At 49.0% G+C, this 241-nt stretch carries 1 protein-coding gene; it reads right to left on the minus strand.

The window, feature by feature from the left end; genetic code table 11:
* Nucleotides 1-241: asparagine--tRNA ligase (locus MFF40_RS28595; RefSeq protein WP_283950092.1), on the minus strand; the 241-nt coding region annotated here is incomplete at both ends.

Below are 241 nucleotides of genomic sequence, written 5' to 3' on the forward strand. Positions count from 1 at the left end.
GACTCCCCAGTAAACCGGGTTTTCAAACTTCCTGCCGCAGTTTTCGAGAATGGTCACTGCGTCGGTATAATCCACCTGCGCAAAATCGGCTTCAATGAAGCGTTCCAGACGTGAAACGGCATCTTTATCTACGCGTTCAGCGAAGAATTTCATGTCGTCAGCGCGTTCTTCGAGAACCGCTTTGAAGACATATTTCAGCATGGCTTCAGCCAGACCCGCAATATCGTTCAGGTTAGCAAAC

Source organism: Methylobacterium mesophilicum, from assembly GCF_022179445.1.
Classification (GTDB): domain Bacteria; phylum Pseudomonadota; class Alphaproteobacteria; order Rhizobiales; family Beijerinckiaceae; genus Methylobacterium; species Methylobacterium mesophilicum.